4 protein-coding genes are annotated in these 1,783 nt (G+C 64.0%); all 4 read left to right on the forward strand.

Going from position 1 to position 1,783, the window contains the following annotated elements:
- Positions 1 to 102: 30S ribosomal protein S10 (locus WCE35_RS15290; RefSeq protein WP_245499094.1), on the forward strand; the 102-nt coding region annotated here is incomplete at its 5' end.
- A 50-nt stretch (positions 103 to 152) separates the two neighbouring features.
- The gene (gene rplC / locus WCE35_RS15295; protein WP_424594181.1) at positions 153 to 878 is read left to right on the forward strand and encodes a 50S ribosomal protein L3; all 726 of its coding nucleotides are present in this window, start codon (positions 153 to 155) and stop codon (positions 876 to 878) included.
- Between the two features lies 1 nt (position 879).
- Positions 880 to 1,500 carry a 50S ribosomal protein L4 gene (rplD, locus tag WCE35_RS15300; protein WP_424594182.1) on the forward strand — a complete coding sequence of 207 codons (621 nt, stop codon included), beginning with the start codon at positions 880 to 882 and terminating at the stop codon, positions 1,498 to 1,500.
- Positions 1,497 to 1,783, forward strand: a 287-nt coding sequence (locus WCE35_RS15305; protein ID WP_424594183.1) for a 50S ribosomal protein L23, incomplete at its 3' end; no start/stop codon positions are given. The genes rplD and WCE35_RS15305, both read left to right, overlap by 4 nt.

Here is a 1,783-nt window from a genome sequence, read left to right on the forward strand (position 1 = left end):
CACAAGCGCCTTCTCGACATCGTCGATCCGACCCCGCAGACCGTCGATGCCTTGATGAAGCTCGACCTGGCCGCCGGTGTCGACGTCGAGATCAAGCTCTGAATTTTTGGATCGTCCGCCGGTCGCGGACAGAAAGAACAGGAAGCACGCCGATGCGCTCCGGAGTGATCGCACAAAAGGTCGGGATGACGCGGGTCTTTACCGAGACCGGTGAGCATATCCCCGTGACCGTGCTGAAGCTGGGCAATTGCCAGGTGCTGGGCCACCGCACGACCGAGAAGAACGGCTATGTCGCGCTACAGCTCGGTTCGGGTGCCCGCAAGACCGTCTATCTGCCGAAGGCCGAGCGCGGCCAGTTCGCGGTCGCCAAGGTCGAGCCCAAGCGCAAGGTCACCGAGTTCCGCGTGTCGGAAGACGCGCTGATCCCGGTTGGCGCCGAGATTCAGGCCGACCATTTCGTGGTTGGCCAGTTCGTCGACGTCACCGGAACCTCGGTCGGCAAGGGTTTTGCCGGCGGCATGAAGCGCTGGAATTTCGGCGGTCTTCGCGCCACCCATGGTGTCTCGGTCTCGCACCGTTCGATCGGTTCGACCGGCGGCCGTCAGGACCCCGGCAAGACCTTCAAGAACAAGAAGATGCCCGGTCACATGGGTGTCGATCGCATCACCACGCTCAATCTGCGCGTGGTGCAGACCGATGTCGCGCGCGGCCTGATCCTGGTCGAAGGCGCCGTTCCCGGCTCCAAGGGCGGATGGATTTCGGTGCGCGACGCCGTCAAGAAACCGCTGCCGAAGGAAGCTCCAAAGCCCGGCAAGTTCAGGGTCGCCGGCGGCAGCGAGCCGGCTGCGGAAGCGCCGGCCGAGCAGGAGGGCGCGTGAGATGGAACTGAAAGTCACGACCCTTGAAGGCAAGGCAGCCGGATCGGTCCAGCTCTCGGACGCGATTTTCGGTCTCGAGCCGCGCCAGGACATCATCGCGCGCTGCGTGCAGTGGCAGCTCAACAAGCGTCAGGCCGGCACCCACAAGACGCAGGGCCGCGCCGACGTCTGGCGCACCGGCAAGAAGATGTACAAGCAGAAGGGCACCGGCGGCGCCCGTCACGGCTCGGCCCGCGTGCCGCAGTTCCGCGGCGGCGGCCGCGCCTTCGGTCCGGTGGTTCGCTCGCACGCGACCGACCTGCCCAAGAAGGTGCGCGTGCTCGCGCTCAAGCATGCCCTGTCGGCGAAGGCCAAGGACGGTGGCCTGATCGTGATCGACAACGCGCAGATCAAGGACGCCAAGACCAAGGCGCTGGTCGGACATTTCTCGGGCCTCGGCCTGACCAATGCACTGATCATCGACGGCGCCGAGCTGCACCACGGTTTCGCGACCGCGGCCCGCAACATCCCGAACATCGACGTGCTGCCGATCCAGGGCATCAACGTCTACGACATTTTGCGCCGTCAGAAGCTGGTGCTGACCAAGGCCGCCCTCGATGCGCTGGAGGCGCGCTTCAAATGAAGAATATCGATCCGCGCCACTACGACATCATCGTTTCGCCGGTCGTGACGGAAAAGGCGACGCTTGCCTCCGAGCACAACAAGGTTCTGTTCAAGGTCGCCGGCAAGGCGACCAAGCCGCAGATCAAGGAAGCCGTCGAAAAACTGTTCGACGTCAAGGTCAAGAGCGTGAACACGCTGGTGCGCAAGGGCAAGACCAAGGTGTTTCGCGGCAATTTCGGTTCGCAGTCGGATGTGAAGCGGGCGATCGTGACCCTCGAAGAGGGCCACCGCATCGACGTCAC

The organism is Bradyrhizobium sp. (assembly GCF_049691595.1).
Lineage (GTDB): Bacteria > Pseudomonadota > Alphaproteobacteria > Rhizobiales > Xanthobacteraceae > Bradyrhizobium.

What these genes read in the sequence shown, in the direction of transcription:
- rplC (WP_424594181.1), top strand. Translation starts at nt 153, where the DNA reads ATGCGCTCCGGAGTGATCGCACAAAAGGTCGGGATGACGCGGGTCTTT.
- rplD (WP_424594182.1), top strand. Translation starts at nt 880, where the DNA reads ATGGAACTGAAAGTCACGACCCTTGAAGGCAAGGCAGCCGGATCGGTC.